Raw genomic sequence first — 16,012 nt, forward strand, 5'->3', positions numbered from 1 at the left:
TCCTTACCCTGGCCGAGCTTCTCGGTTACTGGCGTATCATGACGCCAGTGCATCGACGAACGCGTCCCACCCGTCGGAACTGTGCATCAGCCTGACCGCAACGAGGTCATGCCAGGACTGGTAGGGCCGCGACGCCTCAGCTGGCAGTACCTCACCGGTTCGGGTCTCAAGTTCGAGATAGCGCTGCCATTCCTGCCCGTTCTGAGCGTATTCCCGCCGGGCGATTTCCTCGCGAGCCCGGTCGAAGAAATCCGGGCGGAATTTGTAGTGAAGGAGTGCGCAGGACAGATCCGCTAGGGCCACTGGAGAGCATCGGTGAGATCCGAGCCGTTCGACCCGGCCACCGCCGCGAAGTCCCGGAACCTTGCCGAGCGTCTGCTGCTTCCCGCCGAGGCTCCGCGAGCGCACTCCACCTGCATACTCGCGGTAGGGAGGTGTCACCGTGGGGCAACGACTCACATCGGCATCGAAGTACCGGCTCGCTTCAACGTGATCCGGGAAGGAGCTGATCGTCGCGAGGCTTTCGGGAAACAGGTCGATCATCGGCCCCGCGATACCGTCAAAGCCTCGGCCCCGCAGGTAGGTCCAAAGATCCGACACCGTGGCACGGTCGCAATGGGGGTAAACAAACCGCTCATCGGCATCCAGCCGCAGGCACAGCGTGTCGGCGTACTCGGGGCGGCGCGCGATCGGATCCAGCCATTCCACGCCCGCGCCCGCACGACGATAGGACGCACGGGTCATGAGCAGTTCAACGTCGTTCATCGCGGCCAGATACTCGGCGGTACCATCTTCCGAGCCGTTGTCGACGATCACGAACCGGCGGACCCCAAGCTGGCGGTGATGATCGAGGAACGAGGGCAGGTTGGGCATCTCGTTGCGGACCTGCGTCAGAACAATGACGTCGGCCATCTCGGCGACGCGTGTCACCGGGGCCAGTTCGTGGCTGCGATCGGCCGTGTGCAGCCTGCGGCGACGGGTCCAGTACCGCGCTTGCGCACCGGCGACGTCTCCCAATTGAACATCGCGCCATTCCAGAACTGTGGAGAGTGTCTCCGGCACCGCAGGCCAGTCCTGCGTATCGCGCGCGATCGCGCCTACCTCCGCGAGCGCTTCTTCGCGGCGATCGAGGCGGACGAGGGCAGTGGCCCGCTGTGCTCGCAGGCGCAGTGCGTTCGGTCCTTGGGCGGGCAGTGAGCCGTCGGCAAGCTGCGCCTCAACCACCGCTATTTCTTCCGATAGTGTATGGGTTTGGGATGCGCGAAGCTCATTAATGAGGGTGGCTACCGCGGGGCGGTCCGTGAACAGGAGCGTCAAGGCGTTCCAGGTGTCGGGACTGAAATAAGCAGAGCGGTTGTGGAGTACGCGCCGCAGATGCGACCCGGCGCTCGCGTCATCTAAGCAATTCCGAGCGAGCATCTGACCGAAGGCCAGAAGACTGGGCACGTCGCCGGAGGCCCGCACCAGCGTCTCGTCCATCTGTATCAGAGCGTTGCTATCGAGGGATGGGGGTACGTGCACCGACAAGCGTGCAGCATCGTCCCGGACCGCACGGGCGGCACCGAAGGCCCGCATAGCGCAGAGCGCTCGGATCAGGCCGAGATGACCCGCTGGACTGCTGGGCTGGCGGAGACGCAACTCAAGGTAGTCTGAGCACGCATCCTCGAGCAGTCCGGCGCGCAGGTAGACGCTCCCTCGGGAGGCGAGAATGTCATCGAACCTCGGCGTGTCCCTGAACTCCTCCATTGCTTCGGTCCAGGTCAGGATCGCCCGCGGCCAGTCCTCGATCGTCTGATGCAGACGCGCGGTGTAACGGAAGAAGTGCCAGCGCCAGCGCGGTTTCTGCGAAAGCGCCCGGTAAGCGTCGAGCGCCTCGCCGATGCGGCCGCAAGCGAGCAGATGGTTTCCGTAGGCAATCCATTGCTGGGGATCGAGCGTGAAGGCGGAGGCGCAGCGCTGCCACAGCGCAGTCTCATCCTCCTGCCCAGCGATCAGATCGGGTAGGGGGCTTCCAAGTTCCGGGCGCACGGATGTTGGAGCCCCCTCAGCCTCGTGCAGGGCGGCCCGAAGCGCGTCGAGGTCGGCAATCACGATCCGTGTCAGCGCCCCTCCCGCGGTCACCGTCGTTTCCATGCTCGTTCCCATTCAGCCGTCCAGGGCGGCGTCCGCAGCGTCGAAGATGTGCCTGCCTGCGAAATCGCCTTCAAGGGCGCGGGTTACATCCAGGTCGGGCGCCGCACCGAAGACGCCGAACTGCTTCCGCCACCTTTCTGGGTGGCGGCTCGCAATGCAGAAAACGTAGACGGCGCAGCCCCGATCTGTGTTCCACGACAGGTAGAGCGGCGTGAAGCCTTGCTCGGCGAGCAAGCGGGCCGTCGCGTGCGGCGAGAAACGCCAATAGTCGCCGTACGTTGTGTGCAAGGGTTGTAGCCATGGCACAACCAGTATGACGGTGTCCCGCGACAACTCGGTGAGCGTCCGCACAGCGATGCGAAAATCCCATACATGCTCGAGCGTCGTATGGTTGAACACCACATCATAACGCAGCCGATGCTCCTCGGGGCTTGGCTTCTCCAGATTAAGGAAGATTTCGTTCTGCCAGCCCTGCAGGCCACCCTGATGACCATTGAAATTGCTGATCATGTAGCCAGCACAAGAGGAAAAATATTGACTATAGGTACTTCCCTCTTTGTCTTTGTCTTGCCACGCGCTAACCTTAATGACTTCGCCAGTATAGATCGATGCGAAGCGAGAGAGTTCGCGATTTGACCAAATTCTGGGAGTTCGGAACGCACGGGCTGCGAAATTCATTGGAAATGCATCCGCTTTAGGATGAGCCGGTTTAGAAACTATTGAATGCGGCAGCAAGCCCAGAGGCGATAGGCAGGGTGGGTTCGGGCAGATCATCGAACAGCGCTCATAGGGCATCGAACACGCATCCGCGACCTCATCGTCGCGGAAGGGGTGTGGCGAGGTCGCCTGTTCCGCCCGTGGATGGAAGGTTCAGCACGCTCGTGGACCGGCATCAACCGTGATCGGTCAGCATGTTGGAAGCATAAATTGATGCCCCGGCGTCTGCGTGCCGAGGCGCGGGCGAAAGCCGCGGGTCTGATTGAAGCCCGTAGTCCTAAGGCTGACGCCATCGCGGATGCGGAAGCCCGGAGCGAGTCGCTCGGGGCGCGGGATAGCCAAGACCAGTTCTGGACCGCGGTGGCGATAGCCATCGCTGAGGTCAAGGGCGAGGAGATCGGCGCCGGCGAGGCGCATCGGTGGCCTGATGCCTTGGCGCCTGCGCGACGAGGCTCGAGCGAAGTCCGCGGACCTAATCGCGTCCCATGGCCCCGAGGACTACGCCATCGCGCGCGGGCAGGCCCGAAGCGGAGCGCGAGGCGCGCGCGGCAGCCGCGACCGCTTCTGGACCGCCGTGGCCATCGCCATCGCTGACGCCGAGGGACGGGAGATCGGCGTGCGCGGAGCGGATCGTTGGCCGGGCCCGGAAACGCAAAAGCCCGGCGCGCCATGACGGCGGCCGGGCTGATTACCCTTCCGCACGTTAATTCTTCCTGCCAAGATCGTGGGAGAAATAATTAACGTGAGGCCCATTGAGATGGCTGTTGCCCGGATTGCCAGGGACGAATGGGAGGTCGAGCAACGCTTGGCCGAGTTGGGTACGAACAAGGCCGAGATGATCGACATCGCGCAGCGGGCTGTCGCCGCTCGTGCGGACTCGACGGAGGATGATCCCCTCGCTGGACCGGGATTGCTGTCGTGGATTTTTGGAACGCGCGCGATGCGGCGGACCTTCCGGGCGTAGGCATGGAAGCGCAACAGCGCTCACAACATCCCGTCCGTCGTGAACCGGGCCACTCGTATCAAACTGATCTTCCAGAATGCGGACAGCGCGTGCGACCCCCTGCGCGACCCGAGGTCGATCTCGGACAAGAAGAAAGCTTCGGAGCGGCTGGTAGCGGGGTCGCAACTCAACTTGTTCCCCGAGGACGAGGAGGCTGGCGAAGAGTTCGCCGACGTTCCGAGCACTGCCTTTTATTACTTCTTGGCGGTCGGCGAGGATGGGACGGTAACGGCAGAGCTTTCATCGCCGCGGGCGATCGAAGGTGGCCAGTTCGCCGGTTTTCATGAGCGGATCTTCATCGTCAATCCGGGCGATATTAATCGGCTTCAGATCTTCGATGACTCAGGCGACATTCCCGATCAAGACTTTGACGTAGTTGTAACCAGCAAGTGATATGTTCAATCCATCAAGACTGGTCATCGCACGGCATCGGCGGCGGATGTCGAGTAAGGGGCTGGCGGAGGCCGTTGGCCTCACGCTGGTTCATGTCTCGCGGCTTGAGAACGGGAACCATGAGCCTGAGCAAGAAACGTTGTCTGCCATAGCGAAGGCACTCGGCTTCCCAGTCGAGTTCTTCTGTGGCGACGAGATCGATCCCGTCACGAAGGAAGGGGTGAGCTTTCGCAGTATGACGGCGATGAAGGCTGCCGAGCGGGACGCGGCCATTGCCGCTGGGCATATCGCCTATCTCTTAGCGGATTGGACCGCCGCTCGATACAATTTGCCCGCGACTGATCTCATGGAGGCCTCCGAAGAGCGTGATCCTGCTCGCGCGGCACGGTGGCTCCGGCAACACTGGGGTTTAGGTGAACAGCCGATCAAGCACATGATCAAGATGCTTGAAGCCAAGGGCATTCGCGTATTCTCGCTGGCTGAGAACACTGCAACGCTCGACGCTTTTTCATGTTGGCGCGGCGATACCCCGTACATCTTCTTGAATACGGCCAAGTCAGCGGAGCGGAGTCGGTTCGACGCGGCACATGAGCTTGGGCACCTGGTGATGCACAAGCATGGGGGGCCACAGCAAGGGAAGTCGGCAGAGCACGAAGCACAGCTATTTGCTGCTTCATTCATGATGCCGCAGTCGGATATTGAAGCCAAAATCCCTCGTGCGCTCACGCTAGACCAGATTGTCGTAGCAAAGCGGCGCTGGGGTGTTTCCGGCGCAGCGTTGGCCTATCGTCTTAACAAAGTCGGCATCCTTTCGGATTGGCTCTATCGAGGCATGGTCATCGAGATGGGCCGGCGGGATTATAGAAAGAACGAGCCCAACGAGATGGAGCGCGAAGAGTCTGTGGTCTGGCAGAAAGTGTTTAGCGATCTGTGGTCGAAAAAAATTACTAAAGACACGATTGCTAAAGAACTTCACGTGCCGATATCCGAAATTGAGAATCTCATATTTGGGCTTGTGATCAGGAAGGGCGCCAATCCTGAACAGCGCAAGGAGAGCGGGCCGCCCCCTGGCTTGAAGCTGGTGGGCTAGGCGCAAACGAAGAACCCGCCACGGCCGGAGCCGGGCGGGTGAAGGCAGTGCAGATTAACTGCCCTGTCGGGCTACATGCCGCCGCCGGGGCTGCCGCCGCCCGCGCTGCCCGTGCTACCGGCGCGCGACGGCTGCGCCGCGTTGCCTCCTGCCGCTGAGTTCGAGGTGATCGTATCGGCGCCAGTGGCACCGCGTGATCTCACGCGTGTCGGACGGCCGCCCGTATTGTTCTGCATGCTGGTGACGACGCCGCCGCCCCGCTTCTTCGTGCGCGAGCGAGCATCAGCCTCTGTGCTCATTTGCACGAGGACGAAGGAGGACAGCGCCAAGGCGCATGTCGAAAGCATCAGCGTTTTCATGGTGGCTCCTGTGTTCGATAGGGAGAACTCGGATCGACGCTGAGAGTATCCGCGCCTCAGGAGCAATTTACGGCGGCTACGAAAAACCCGCCTCGGATTGCTCCGGGCGGGCCTGATCGGGATGGGTCGAGCCGAGGGCGACTGGAACGGTGTCCCCTCCACCCGGAAGCGGATCACCGTCTCGTTGCGGGAGAGCGGCCAGAGATACTGGGGCACGAGGTTGCAGGCGTAGACCGGCACGGCTCGGTATGAGGCAGCCCCGGGCTCGAAGTAGCTCGGCACGTCCTCCACGAAGGTGACCACGTGCTCGCCCAGGCCGCGCGGCGGGCGCTCGTAGTCGACATCGGCCAGCTACTTCCGGTGCGTGGCGCTGTCGTACATCACCCGGTCCACGTGCCCCCGGCAGTCCCGGGTGTAGCGGATCGTCTGCCGGATGATGAGCTTGCCGCCCGGCTTCACGATGGGGGTCACCACCTCCGTCTTGAGTACGTCGACCGGGATGTGCCGGTCGGCGAGCCACCAGCAGATCAGCGCCAAGGGGATCAGGATTCCGGCGCAGATGACCCCGAGGCAGGCATAGCCGATCACGCGCAGGCTCATTTGCCACCCCGGAAGATCTGGAAGAGGCCCATCCCGTTTTTGGCCGCCGTGACGACGTGGCCGAACGCCGTCGCGGCCGTCACGAAGCACCAGGCCAGGATCTTCGCGGCGGTCCGGGACGAGGTGACGAAGTCCACCGCGCCATCGAGGTTCATGAGCTCGCGCGGGTTCTTCTCGGAGATCCACGCGACCGTCTTCGGGTTTAGGCTCAGCAGCGCCTGGAGCTTTGCCGCGTCGGCCTCGTCGATTGAGTTCAGCAGGGACCGCAGGTGCTTCGGCAGCCGCATGGTCGGGGTCATGGCCGCCTACGAAGCAGGAATGGCTCAGACCGCCTCCGCGCCAAAGTGCGAATGCAGCGGCGCGGCTGAAGGCTCCTGGCGATGGCTGTGCCAGCAGTACTTCGCGTCTGTCGCATTTGGGGGGGTGGATGCGGCCACCAGATCGCGACGGCGCGCTTCACTTGAGGCAACGTTCGCTGAGCCCGTGCAACCTGGGTCAGCCCAAACCTATGCGCATTTTCCTCTGTCACGGATGACGGCGATGGCCATTCGCGTCCTTCGAGATCGAAAAGCCGCGACGCCAGAAGGGGCAAACAATCGGTTGAAGGCCATTCGAGGCGTCTTCAGATGGGCCACGTCGAAAGAGATCGAACTGGTCGCAACAAATCCGGCCCGCGACGTCAGCAAGATCATCGTCGCCACGGACGGTCACCACACTTGGTCAATCGCCGAGGTCAAGCATTACATCAAGCGCCACCCGAAGGGGACCAAGGCAAACCTCGCGCTCTGCTTGCTGCTGTTCGCGGGTGGCTGACGCTCGGACGTCGTCCTGTTCGGGCCTCAGCATTTTGAGGGCGGCTGGCTGCGCTACACGCAGCACAAGGGCCGCAACAAGAACCCGATGACTTTGGAGGTTCCGGTCCTGCCTGTCCTGGCTGCCGCGATCAGCGCCACGCCCGTGATCGGCACAACAGCCTTCCTCGTGACACACGCCGGCAAGCCGTTCACGTCAAACGGCTTCGGCAACTGGCTGAAGGATCGATGCGTAGAAACAGGTCTGCCGCACTGTTCTGCGCACGGCCTACGGAAGGCTGGCGCAACGATCGCTGCCGAGAATGGGGTGACCGTGAAGCAGCTCATGGCGATGTTCGGATGGCGCACATCGCAGATGGCCGAACTCTACACGAAGAAGGCCGAGCAGAAGCGCCTGGCGCACGGCGGCATGGCTTTCATCGACTTAGAGCGAACGGGCGACCTGTTCCTAAAATGAGAAGTACGGCGCCCCACTCCGAGCCCCTGCGTCCAATTCCGCTGTCCCACTGCTGAATAATGCAATAAGATCAACCACATAGCACAGTGGCTGGCGACCCCGGTTGGGCTCGAACCAACGACCTGCCGCTTAGAAGGCGAGTGGTCTAAAAGACGTTCCCGGCCCGTTCCACTCCCGCTTCACAGGGGAAAAGCCTCTCCCCTCGCCTCGCCAACTGACTGCGTCCCAAGGCGAAAGCGTAGGAATTGCCTGTTTACTTCCAAGCGCCCCTTAACCGTTTCGGGCAAAAACTGTTGCGCGCCAGATTCTTGTTCGGTTCTCTGATGTCGTCCTAGCGTCGTCCTAGCTCGGACGACCGGGAGGGCACCTTGGCCAGCGAGCGCATCGACATCCGCCAGACGACCATCGACAAGGCGAAGCGCGACGCCGCGGCCGGGGTGAGGCGAGAGATCAACGACACCGAGTGCAAGGGGCTCGTCCTGCGGGTCCAGCCGACGGGGTGCGTCTGGCAGTACCGGCTGCAGCACCAGGGCAAGGACCGGCGCATCACCATCGGGCCCGTCGACCTCTGGCCGCTCGCCTGGGCCCGCTCGACCGGGGGTCAGATCCGGTGGCACGTGACCTCGAACCATGGCGTGCCCGACCCCTACTGGATCAAGTCCGAGCGCGACCATCACGTCTGGGCCGAGCGGGTCAAGCGCAAGGGGCCAGCCGCGAAGGCGGCCGATCCGGAGCCGAGGGGTCCCATTGTCATGGCGCGCACGGAGCGGGTGACGACATGGACCTACCGCAGGGCCCGCGAGGAATGGGGCCAGCACCTCAGGGTCGAATGCGCCGCCGGGCACCTCGTCGAGGAGACGGTGACGAACTACCTCGGCATCGTCGGGTCCCCGGCCATGCGTACGCTCGACGACCTGCCGGTGGCGCGCATCAACGCGGCAGACGTCGCCAAGGTCGTGAAGGGCCTGGTGGCGGCCGGGAAGCGAAGCCAGGGTAATGACGTCGTCCGGGTCGGGAAGCGCATGTTCGGCTGGCTGGCCCAACCCGACCAGGAAGTGGAATCAGGGGTTGCACCCGGCGTCCTCGACCGGCTCAAGGCGCCGCGTCTCGGCAACGTAAAGGCGCGGCAGACCTTTCCGGATCTCGACCGTCTCGGCATCGTCGTGGCCACCTGCCGGAGCGGCGTGATGAAGCCGGTCGTCGGGACCGCCATCGAGCTCCTGGCTTGGACGTCGCAGCGCCGGCTCGCCATTGTCCGGGCCCGCCGCGAGGAGTTCGAGCCCTGGCCGCTGCATCCTGGCTGGGGCCTATGGCGCTGCGGCCACCGGAAGACCCCGGGCGCCAAGGCGACCGGCATGCCGCACACCATCCCCCTGCCCCCGACGGCGTGGACCCGGATGCAGGCCCACCTCGCCTGGCTGGACGAGCACGAGCCGGAGACGGAGTGGATGTTCCCGAACCGCCGGGCCCGCCGCGCCGGGCAGCCGACGAAGAACGGTCACGTCGGCAAGGACACGATCACCCATGGCGTGCCCGTCATCCCCGGCGCCGACATGACCCCGCACGCCATGCGCCGCTGCTTCTCCTCAGCGCTCGCCGATTCCGGAATCCACCTGGCGTTCATCGGCTACATCCTCGACCACGCCAGCAGGGGCTCGGACTCGACCCAGGACGAGAACCGTATGACCCGGCGCTACACCGAGGCGGACCTCTTGGTGTTCAAGCAGCCTGTGATGGCGCGGTGGGAGGAGCTCCTTAAGCCGGCTGCGGCAGCCGCCGTCCTGCTCCCCCCGAAGGAGCTCAAGGCCGAGCTCGTCCGGCTGCGCGCCCTGCGCAAGGGCGTCGACCTGACGAAGGAGAAGGTCCGGATGAAGGGGATCAACGCGAAGATGTGGGCCGAGGGGAAGACGACGAAGCAGCGCGCCCGGGCAGCGAAGGCGTCCTGACGCGACCGCGCCGGAGCAGGACGGCGACGTCCCTCGGGCGCACCACCGGACGGGATAGCTCATAGTCCTCGGCCAGCGACCGCCACAGGGCGTCCCGTTCCTCGCCGGCGGCTGCGGCCGCGATGTCCTCATAGCTCAGCATTGATTTGACGCCTCCATCTATGAGAACAGATAGGGAACGTACGGTGCGGGTCAACGGCTGGGACAGGATGGACGAACCTCGGACGCTGATCGAATTCCCGTACCGGCGCATCCGCGTCGCATGTCGATGGTGCCCCCACCGGCGCGGGGATTACGACACAGAACGGATGCTGGCCCGGATCGGGCCCCGTGTCAGCCTCGACGTGCTGCTGGCGGCCATCTCGGCGTCATGCCCGCGCCCGAAGCCCTGGGGACGTCGGGGGCCATCGCAGTATCTCCCGTGGTGCCGGGCGTTCTATGACGACCTTCACAACAACAGGCCGCCGGATAAAGGTCTGTGACCATGAAATTCCGCGATAGGGCTCCGTATGCGCAGTATTTCTACGATATCCAAGAAAATGGGCTCGCTTATGTTCAATGATGACAATTTGATGCATTAGTAGTCCATTAACTTTGGAGTTAACCAATCTAGTTTAACTCACTGATATGCGGGGTAATTTCGATCCTTGAAAGTAAACACTCCGATTTATACCTACTGGGCAATTTTTCGAGAAAAATACCGACTTGGGTATAGCCGCTTCCCTATCTGCCCAGGGAATCCGTAACCCTGCCCGAAGGCTCCGCTTGCCCCCGGTTCGGCGAGCTGCGATCCCGTCGATTCCCCACCGCCCCATGAGGCATTCCGTGAAACGAATATCGCGCCCCCAGACCGAGAGACCCATCCCCGGGGCGTGACGCCGTGTGCGCAGCTCCATCACGGAGGCTGCCCCGATGCATACCTTTTTCACCGCCGACACCCATTTTGGACACAAGGGCGTCCTCGCGATGTCCGCGCGCCCCTTCGCCTCCATCGAGGAGCACGACGAGGCTCTGATCGCGGCCTGGAACGCCGTCGTCGGTCCCAAGGACGAGGTCTGGCACCTTGGCGATTTCGCCATGGGGTCCACGCCAGAGCGGTGTGCGCAGATTTTTAAGCGCTTGCGCGGCCGAAAGTGCCTTGTCCGGGGCAATCACGACAAGAAGCGCGTCCTCGATTTGCCGTGGCACGAGCAGCACGACATCCTCAGCCGGAAGATTGAGGGCCAGCGAGTCATCGCCTGCCACTACCCGATGAGAGCCTGGCCTGGCGCCTGGAGGGGGGCCGTCCACTTGTTCGGGCACTGCCACGGCAAGCTGCCGGACACCGCGCAGTCCTGCGACGCCGGCGTCGACCGTTGGTCGTACAGGCCCGTGACGCTGGGCGAGATCCGCGAGAGGCTGGCCGCGACGCTGGAGGTCCCGGAGGAGCTACGCCTCGGGCAAGCGGGCGAGGACGAAGCCGACACTGGGGAGATCTGAAACGATGACGGCCCCGGGGTGATCCGGGGCCGTCATTCGAAGTAGGGGTCGAGCCTTAGGCGGACCGGACGATTCCCATAACCCGATTCATGATCAGGCCCAGGGTGTCCGACGCTTCCTTCATCCCGTTCCAATCCCGAACGGTAGCGCCCGGGCCGGTCAGGAGGCGGCCGCCGGGGGTCATGCACTCCCAGAAAGCGGTGATCTGGGGGCTGACCTTCCCCTGAGTGCGGATTTCGGTCTGGCGCCATCCGTAGATCTCGGCGAACGCCTGGGCCTCGGCGGCGTTCGCCACGCTGAACGCCGTCGCCCGGACGCGACTAGCGTCGAAGTTCTTCCGCCCCTGCAGTTCCGAGTAGCTCCCCTTCACGTAGGAGAGTTCAACGGACCTGACGATTCCCATGTGGGTGTGGGTGGCGAACACCAGGTCGTGAGTGTCGAAGATCTTCGCCATCTCGACACCCTGCTTCTTGAGCGGGTAGGTGAGCAGAAGCTGGCTGTTCCTGTTGGCCTTCTCGGCCATGTCAAACGCGAGCTCTTCCGGACCAGCGTACTTCATGTCGTGTCACCTCCTGCAGGGGAAATCCCTCGCTGGCAGGACAGAAACACATGCGACCATGACTCCGCGAGTCATAGATTGCGCTGAGGTTAACAACACTCAGTGGACTAATTTGCACCCAGCGATGGTTAAAGACAAGCGGCGATGGCTGGCTTGGTTAATTCTGAGTTAATCTGTGTGCTAAGCGATACGACGGAGGCGTTCCATTGCCCCGGGCGTGATCGCCTCGACAGACATGGCCAACATCAGGGCCTGCGCCCGGAGGACCTCTACGAGGGCGAGTTCCTCGCCAGGCGGGGGGCCGGCCTCGGGCAGCGGAACTACAGTGTGAACGGCCCGACATGCGCCGACGACGACGGCCGGCAGGCGGCGGGGGATGAACGGGCTCATCGCTATCTCGGAGGTTAGGCGGTCGGCCTGGTTGATGAGGCAACGCCAGCGTGAGTGCGGGGGTGCCAGTCGGAGAAGAAGGCGGCGAGTAGATCCGCTGCGGCTCTGCGTCCCGGATCGGCCCCGATCAGGGCCCTGACGGCGCTCGGAGAACCGAGGCACACCGTTTCGAATCCGGCCTCGTCGAGCTCGCCCAAGGCGGCCTCGGCCTGCCCGAGGCGGTGCTCGAACTCACGGGGGACCACGTACTCGAAGGACGGGGATTCCCCGGCGTCCTCGGCCACGACCCCGAATGCCCTGTGCACGTGGGGATGCGAAAGGACGGTCACCCGCGTAGCCGGCGCCGCCTTTCCCCGGGCAAGGGCTGCGTTGGCGCTGGAGAGGGGCACGACCATGTGCTTGGCCGCCCACGCCGTCAGGACGATGCGGCCGCCCTGACGCACGGTCCCGTGTCCACGCCATGCCTTCTTGGCGAGGATCAAGAACCGGTGCCTGGAGACGATCAGGCCCGTCCCCCGGTCGACGATGGCGTGCGTCAGCGCCATCAGGCCGCCTCGAGGACCGGCTCGGGCAGGTTGCGCATCAGCGTGTCGACCGCCTCGTGCCCGAGCGTCGCGACCGCCATCCCCAGGAGCCTGTTCGCCTCTATCGTATCGCGCACCGCCAGGGCGCGCGGATCGACTGCATGGTCCCGTCCGGAGACGTCGCGGAGGTATCGATCAGGGTCCGCCTCGATCCGGCGCTCCAGATCGGCACCGCCGGCTGAGACGGCATCCTGGGTGAGATCGACCGCATCGACGAACCGTCGGATCGCGTCCTCGCCGGCGGGCGTCAGGGCAACGACGTTACCCATGGCGGCCTTCGGCACGACCTCGTAGCCCGACTTGTCGAGGGCCCGGACGAACGTGTCGGCGCTGTCCTTGAACGTGCGGCCATGCTCGCCGACCGCATGGAGGATCGCACTGGCAATCGCGGTCGCGCGATTGATGTCTTCGATGTCGCTGACGCTGAGCTGGCGCACGGGGCGCTCTCCTTCATGCTGGGGATGCTTAATTGTGGCGCCCCTGCCGCCGGGCGCGTCGACGTCGACCTTCAGCAGCCTGGCGGCGGAGCCTCGCTGCGCCGGCCGAACGCGCCAGAGACGAATCCGGACCTGCTCGGCCTGACGGGCGTGATCGGGTCGTCGTCACGGTCGAGGGCGGCCACGACGGCGGCGTGGGCCTCCGCCAGCGTCTCCTGCCGGGCAGGTGCGGAGCGGGACGCCAGCAGGGCATCGTCGAGGCGTTTGATTGCCCAGCGCGCGCTTTCGAGCAGGACCGAATCGACGTGCCGGATGGCCTCGGCGATGCCGTCGCCGCTCTGACCCGCGGTCCACTGAGCGTGGAGGCGCGCCTCGGCCAACGCCGCGGCAAGGCGCTTGCGCGTCTGGGAAGCGTCCAGGGCCACGAGCCCGTCCACGAACGAGGGTGCATTGACGGGCATCGGGGATTCCTGCTGCTCGGACCGAAGGCGGTCGAGGTGCTTCTTGTGGAAGGGGGCCGCGGCGGCCCCGATGACGAGGGCGCGGACGCTCCACGCCCGCCCGGTCCCGCCGGAGACGGCGTACGCCCGGGCCGGCGCCTCGGCGTCGATTAGGGGCGCGATCTCGGCAGCCACCGGGCGCGGAAGGTGGCCGAGGCGGCAGGAATTCTTCCACCACACCTCGATGGCGTTCGAGTCGTACGGGTTGGTCGGCTCCCGGACGAGGTGGAGCCGGTCGCCGGCCTCGGGGCGGAGGCGGGCGCCGGTCAGGTCGTCGACGACGTCGTAGGAGTGAAACTGGAGCCCGGCGATCTGACACTCGAACCAGGCCTCCCCCTTTGCGAGGGAGGCCTGCTCGATGGCGATGTCGGTGCCAGCCAGCGTGCTGAGGTTGGGGATGGCGCCGTCGGTCATGGATGCCTCCTCAGGCGGCCAGGGCCTGGGGAGCCGGTTCGACCCCGGCAGCGCCGGGACCGGCGTAGCCGGGGTGCCGGAGCTCGGCCGGGAGCCAGCCGAGCGGCAGGACCGAGGCGACGGCGAACTCAACGAGCTCCTTCTTCTTCTTGTCCTTGACGCGCCTGGCCTCAGCGTCGCCGAGGATCTCCGCGACGATCTGCAGGGTGATGGCCTTGGGGGCCGACTTGAAGAAGGCCTCACCATCGAACTTGAAAATCAGCGCGTCCTGCATCGCCATCGGGTCCGGTAGCCCCATCAGCGCCTGAACGCTCGCACGCTCCGACGGGGCGAGGGGCCGGGTCCCGTGCTCGCGGTGCAGCGTCTGGACGCCCCGGGCGGCGACACCGGCCGCGACCACGAGAAGCTCGTCGACCGTCATCGTGGACAGCCGGGCGACGAGGTCCTGGAACGATTCCTTGTCGTGGAGCGATGAGGCCTGCCCCCCGACGCCGTCGAGCCGAACCTTCATCGGGGCCGACCAATGGCCCGCGCACATCGCCCCGGCCAGCAGCGCTACCAGTCCAGCGGTCGGAGACGATCCGAGCGCCGCCTGCACGGCTTCGGTCGCAGTCCCGCAAAGGGTCTCGACCAAGGAAATCGGCAAGCCCTTCTCCTCGGGCTCGGCCGGCTTTTCGTCCTTCGGCGCGGCCGCGGGGACGTCCTCGGGACGGATGACGTACTCGGTGACGTCGATCTTGCCGTCGCGACCGAGCAGGATCACACTCCCGGAGCGGGCACGATCGGCGGCACCAGGCTGGATGAAGCCCTTGGCCCGAAGCGCATCGGCCTCGGCGTGCGCGGCATGGATCTCCTCGTCGGTCGCCTCGTCGTCGGAATCCAGCCACGCATCGATCTCGTCGAGACGGGCCTGATCCTCGTCCGACAGCGGACGCTCCGCCGGCTCCACCTTGGCCCACGACCAGCGCCAGCTCGTCGGCAAGTCCGACGCCTTGGCCACCCACGCCCAACCCTCGCGGCGCCGGCGCTCGCACTCGGCCTCCAGGCGCTCATCCGCGAGGCGCGCGAGCAGGACCGGGTCGGACACCGCGTTGCTTCCGCCGAACAGGTCCTCGACGACATGGCCGCCGGCGGCCTTGAACGCCTTGGGCCCGACGTAGGCGAGCAGCCCCGAGACATCCTGATCGAGCCCGAGCTCGCGGCGGACGAAATGGGGATAGACGCAGTGTTCCTGGAGGACCTTCGCAAGGACCCTTTCTTGATCGGCGTGAGGCGCCATCGTGAAGACCCGTGCCACATCCTCGCTGATCTTACCGGCGCGCCATGCATCGAGAACCCCGGGGGACACGCCACCAAGGGCGAGCAGCTTCCGGACATGTGCGAGCGGCTGTCCGAACCGGGCGGCGATGTCCTTCTCTTTGGCGCCTGAGCGCCTCAACTCGGCGAACGCCTGCACCCGGTCAGCATCGTGCATCGGGGCCTGCATCACGTTGGCGGCGAGGCCGGCCTCACGGGCGGTGTCCGCGTCGCGCACCGTGACGGGGACCAGATCGTCGGGCTGGAACTTCCCGTCGGCGACAAGGGCCCGCACCGCCGCAAGACGACGATTGCCATCGACGACGTAGGCGAGGTCGCCCTCGCCGGGGACGACGACAAGCGCGTGGAGCAGGCCCAGCGACTGGATCGACGCGGCGAGCGCATCGAGCCCGGCCTCGCGGCCGGAGACGCGGACGTTGACCACGCCCTCGGGCGCACCGGGCTCATGGCCGAAACGGAGATTCTGGATCGAGACTTCTTTCACGGTGCACCTCTGCTGATCTGGTCGGTGTGGGGAGTTCAGTCGAAGACGCGCTGGGCGATCACGAGCGTCAGGCCGTCGGCGTCGTAAAGAGTGACGTCCTCCGGCCCCCTGGGGACGTACATCGGCTCCGCACGCTGCAGCCCGAGTCCCCGGAGGATGGCATTCGCAGGCGGACGACGACCGTGGAGGACGTCACTTACGTACTGCGCGCTGATACCCTGTGACTTTGCCCAGTTAGTCTGCCCACCCGCATCCGCACATGCCGTCCTCAGCTTGAGGATAACTTCGCCAGTGCGTAGGACGTCGTGCTTCATGGCGTGACCGGAAGATGCGGTGGG

At 64.9% G+C, this 16,012-nt stretch carries 17 protein-coding genes; 7 read left to right on the forward strand and 10 right to left on the reverse strand.

Translation table 11 applies throughout. The features are described from left to right. Window positions 1–36: 36 nt before the first annotated feature. On the reverse strand, window positions 37–2,133 hold the full coding sequence (locus OF380_RS00485) for a glycosyltransferase family 2 protein (RefSeq protein WP_264048834.1): 2,097 nt from the start codon (window positions 2,131–2,133) through the stop codon (window positions 37–39). Between the two features lie 12 nt (window positions 2,134–2,145). Next, window positions 2,146–2,928, reverse strand: coding sequence for a hypothetical protein (locus OF380_RS00490; protein ID WP_264048835.1), 783 nt, complete (start codon window positions 2,926–2,928; stop codon window positions 2,146–2,148). A 679-nt stretch (window positions 2,929–3,607) separates the two neighbouring features. Between OF380_RS00490 and OF380_RS00495 the strand changes: the two genes are divergently transcribed. From OF380_RS00495 to OF380_RS00505, 3 genes are read left to right on the forward strand one after another with little or no spacing between them, the layout of a single operon-like run. Further along, window positions 3,608–3,814, forward strand: coding sequence for a hypothetical protein (locus OF380_RS00495; protein WP_264048836.1), 207 nt, complete (start codon window positions 3,608–3,610; stop codon window positions 3,812–3,814). Between the two features lie 39 nt (window positions 3,815–3,853). Then, window positions 3,854–4,246 (forward strand): hypothetical protein, encoded by a 393-nt coding sequence (locus OF380_RS00500; protein ID WP_264048837.1) that lies wholly within the window; start codon window positions 3,854–3,856, stop codon window positions 4,244–4,246. Window position 4,247: 1 nt separating this feature from the next. Further along, complete coding sequence (locus OF380_RS00505) at window positions 4,248–5,336, forward strand: helix-turn-helix domain-containing protein (RefSeq protein WP_264048838.1); 1,089 nt, start codon at window positions 4,248–4,250, stop codon at window positions 5,334–5,336. Window positions 5,337–5,407: 71 nt separating this feature from the next. Here the strand turns inward: OF380_RS00505 and OF380_RS00510 are convergent, their stop codons facing one another. The 3 genes from OF380_RS00510 to OF380_RS00520 form a co-directional block, all read right to left on the reverse strand. Then, on the reverse strand, window positions 5,408–5,695 hold the full coding sequence (locus OF380_RS00510; RefSeq protein ID WP_264048839.1) for a hypothetical protein: 288 nt from the start codon (window positions 5,693–5,695) through the stop codon (window positions 5,408–5,410). Between the two features lie 351 nt (window positions 5,696–6,046). Further along, window positions 6,047–6,295 (reverse strand): hypothetical protein, encoded by a 249-nt coding sequence (locus OF380_RS00515; RefSeq protein ID WP_264048840.1) that lies wholly within the window; start codon window positions 6,293–6,295, stop codon window positions 6,047–6,049. Beyond that, window positions 6,292–6,582, reverse strand: a complete 291-nt coding sequence (locus tag OF380_RS00520) for a hypothetical protein (RefSeq protein WP_264048841.1) — start codon at window positions 6,580–6,582, stop codon at window positions 6,292–6,294. The genes OF380_RS00515 and OF380_RS00520 overlap by 4 nt, the downstream gene beginning before the upstream one ends. A 253-nt stretch (window positions 6,583–6,835) precedes the next feature. On the opposite strand from OF380_RS00520, the gene OF380_RS00525 reads away from it, so the two are divergent. From OF380_RS00525 to OF380_RS00540, 4 genes are all read left to right on the forward strand, one after another. Beyond that, window positions 6,836–7,108, forward strand: coding sequence for a hypothetical protein (locus OF380_RS00525; RefSeq protein WP_264048842.1), 273 nt, complete (start codon window positions 6,836–6,838; stop codon window positions 7,106–7,108). Window positions 7,109–7,195: 87 nt separating this feature from the next. Continuing rightward, a complete protein-coding gene (locus tag OF380_RS00530) occupies window positions 7,196–7,564 on the forward strand; it encodes a site-specific integrase (protein WP_264048843.1) in 369 nt (122 codons plus the stop codon). 368 nt (window positions 7,565–7,932) lie between these two features. Next, entirely contained in the window at window positions 7,933–9,510 is a 1,578-nt protein-coding gene (locus tag OF380_RS00535) for a tyrosine-type recombinase/integrase (protein WP_264048844.1), read from the forward strand. 912 nt (window positions 9,511–10,422) lie between these two features. Continuing rightward, window positions 10,423–10,989 carry a metallophosphoesterase family protein gene (locus tag OF380_RS00540; protein WP_264051518.1) on the forward strand — a complete coding sequence of 189 codons (567 nt, stop codon included), beginning with the start codon at window positions 10,423–10,425 and terminating at the stop codon, window positions 10,987–10,989. Between the two features lie 55 nt (window positions 10,990–11,044). On the opposite strand, the gene OF380_RS00545 is transcribed toward OF380_RS00540, so the two are convergent. From OF380_RS00545 to OF380_RS00565, 5 genes are all read right to left on the reverse strand, one after another. Beyond that, complete coding sequence (locus OF380_RS00545) at window positions 11,045–11,548, reverse strand: hypothetical protein (RefSeq protein WP_264048845.1); 504 nt, start codon at window positions 11,546–11,548, stop codon at window positions 11,045–11,047. Window positions 11,549–11,952: 404 nt separating this feature from the next. Further along, entirely contained in the window at window positions 11,953–12,483 is a 531-nt protein-coding gene (locus tag OF380_RS00550) for a hypothetical protein (protein ID WP_264048846.1), read from the reverse strand. Further along, on the reverse strand, window positions 12,483–12,959 hold the full coding sequence (locus OF380_RS00555; RefSeq protein ID WP_264048847.1) for a hypothetical protein: 477 nt from the start codon (window positions 12,957–12,959) through the stop codon (window positions 12,483–12,485). The genes OF380_RS00550 and OF380_RS00555 overlap by 1 nt, the downstream gene beginning before the upstream one ends. 71 nt (window positions 12,960–13,030) lie before the next feature. Beyond that, window positions 13,031–13,873, reverse strand: coding sequence for an HIRAN domain-containing protein (locus OF380_RS00560; protein WP_264048848.1), 843 nt, complete (start codon window positions 13,871–13,873; stop codon window positions 13,031–13,033). 10 nt (window positions 13,874–13,883) lie between these two features. Next, the gene (locus tag OF380_RS00565) at window positions 13,884–15,674 is read right to left on the reverse strand and encodes a ParB/RepB/Spo0J family partition protein (RefSeq protein WP_264048849.1); all 1,791 of its coding nucleotides are present in this window, start codon (window positions 15,672–15,674) and stop codon (window positions 13,884–13,886) included. Between the last annotated feature and the right edge of the window lie 338 nt (window positions 15,675–16,012).

This window comes from Methylobacterium sp. FF17 (assembly GCF_025813715.1).
GTDB classification, from domain to species: domain Bacteria; phylum Pseudomonadota; class Alphaproteobacteria; order Rhizobiales; family Beijerinckiaceae; genus Methylobacterium; species Methylobacterium flocculans.